Here is a 1,855-nt window from a genome sequence, read left to right on the forward strand (position 1 = left end):
GGCGAGGTTGCAGCCGGTTCGACGACCGCATCGGCGGACTGACCGGGACGCAGGGCGGCATCGGTGTCGTCGCCCGTTGCGCCCGCCATGCGAGACGCGCGCGCCACCCGCGTGCCCTCGCCGCCCAGCAGTGGCGCGTACTGCGGATATTCTTCCGGCGTGCCGGGGCCGGGCGAAATCACCAGCAGATCCCAGCGGACTGCGGGGGCCGGCCCGTCGGACGCATGGGGCCAGCCGGTCGTGGCCTCGTCCAGCCGGTCCACCGGCACGACCATGGGCACGCAGCCGGTGGCGGCCACCAGCAGATGTTCGAGATTGCGCGTGAAACTGTCGTGGTTGTCGGCAAGCAGGATGCGCATGCGGTGGTGGTGCGGTGTCCGGTAGTCCGGGCTACCCCTACCCCTCCATCCAGATGATGGACGCCTGCCGCCCGGTGGTGGCGGCGCGGCGGTAGGAGAAGAAGTCGTCGGCCAGGGTGTGGGTGCACAGGTCCAGCCCGTAGATGCGTTCCGGCAGCAGGCCCGCCTCGGCAAGCTGGTGGCGGGTCAGCGTCCACAGGTCCATGGTGCGGCTGGCCGTGCGGAACCAGCGGGCGAAGTCCTGCCCCCATTCCGTGGCGAAGTTGACGAATTCCGCAGCCGCAGGGCCAAGGCTGGGGCCGCGCACGGCCAGTACCTCTTGCGGGGGAACGCCGTAGCGTTCGCAAAAGGCGCGCACGCCCGACTGCGGAAAGCCGATGCGGTTGCCCCGCCACCCGGCGTGCAGAGCGGCCACGTACCTGCCGCTTTCATGCGCCAGCAGGATGGGCTGGCAGTCCGCCGTCTTGATCACCAGCCCCACGCCGGGGCGCGCGGTGGCAAGGCCGTCGGCCTGGGCCACCGGGGTTGCGGCCAGCGCGGCGGCCAGTTGCACCGGTTCCGGGTCGATGATCATGGCATCGCCGTGCACCTGCCTGGCCTCCACCCATTCGGCCAGGTTAAGGCTGGCGGCCAGGGCTGCGCGGTTGGCGGCCACGGCGGCGGGGTCGTCGCCCACCTCGTAGGAAATGTTGCCCCCGGCCCATGCGCCGTCGGAGACGCCGCCGCGCCGGGTCTGGAAGGCGCAACGCACCCCCGGCACGCCGGGAAAGGCGAAACGGATGCACTGCGGGGTGACGTCATCCGGGTTGGTGGCAGGGTTGGCGGCGGGGGCGCCGGAACGGGAAAGCGGCGGAAAGGCCAGCGACGGGGTGGTTACAGCCATGTCAGTCCCTCCTCGGTGCACAGTGCGTGGACGGGGCGGTCCCATGGGGCCACGGGCAGCGCCGGTACGATCTGGAAGGCGTAGGCCAGCCCCACCAGCGCGGTGCGGGCCATGGCCGGGTGGGCCAGGAAGCGGTCGTAGTAGCCCGCGCCGTGGCCAAGGCGGTTGCCCTGCTGGTCGAAGGCCACACCGGGGATGACGGCAAGGCCGGGTGCGAAGGAGGACGCGGAACCGGGCTCGGCATTCATGTCGATGGCCGGGCAGCGGGTGGGGTCCGGTTCCGCGATGCCGTAGCGCCCCGGCTTGAGGTCCGCCGCGCAGGCGCAGGGGGCCAGGCACATCTCGTTGTCGCAGTTGGCGGCGGGGGGAGCGTCCTGCCGGGGGGCGGCAGAGCCGGATGTGGAGCCGGATGCGGGAGAAGACGTCACGCAGCGCGGCAGCAGCACCTGCTTGCCGTCCGCCCAGGCGGCGTCCAGCAGGCGTGCGGTGGCGGTCTCGTTGCGTACGGCCACGTACAGCAGCACTTGCCGGGCGGCCTGCCACGCAGGGGATGCCAGCAGGGCATCCTGCGCGGCATGGCCCAGGCGGGCGGCCTCTTCGGGCGGCAGGGCGG

General features: G+C 72.2%; 3 protein-coding genes. All 3 read right to left on the reverse strand.

What is annotated here, in order from left to right:
* On the reverse strand, positions 1-359 hold a 359-nt coding region (locus FVW20_RS13960; RefSeq protein WP_443677872.1), incomplete at its 3' end, for a glutamine amidotransferase-related protein.
* Between the two features lie 37 nt (positions 360-396).
* Positions 397-1,242 (reverse strand): purine nucleoside phosphorylase YfiH/LACC1 family protein, encoded by an 846-nt coding sequence (locus FVW20_RS13965; RefSeq protein ID WP_196610089.1) that lies wholly within the window; start codon positions 1,240-1,242, stop codon positions 397-399.
* A partial coding sequence (locus FVW20_RS13970) for a 5-formyltetrahydrofolate cyclo-ligase (RefSeq protein ID WP_196610090.1) occupies positions 1,233-1,855 on the reverse strand: 623 nt, incomplete at its 5' end. The genes FVW20_RS13965 and FVW20_RS13970, both read right to left, overlap by 10 nt.

The sequence above is a fragment of the Nitratidesulfovibrio oxamicus genome (assembly GCF_015731765.1).
Taxonomy (GTDB): domain Bacteria; phylum Desulfobacterota; class Desulfovibrionia; order Desulfovibrionales; family Desulfovibrionaceae; genus Cupidesulfovibrio; species Cupidesulfovibrio oxamicus.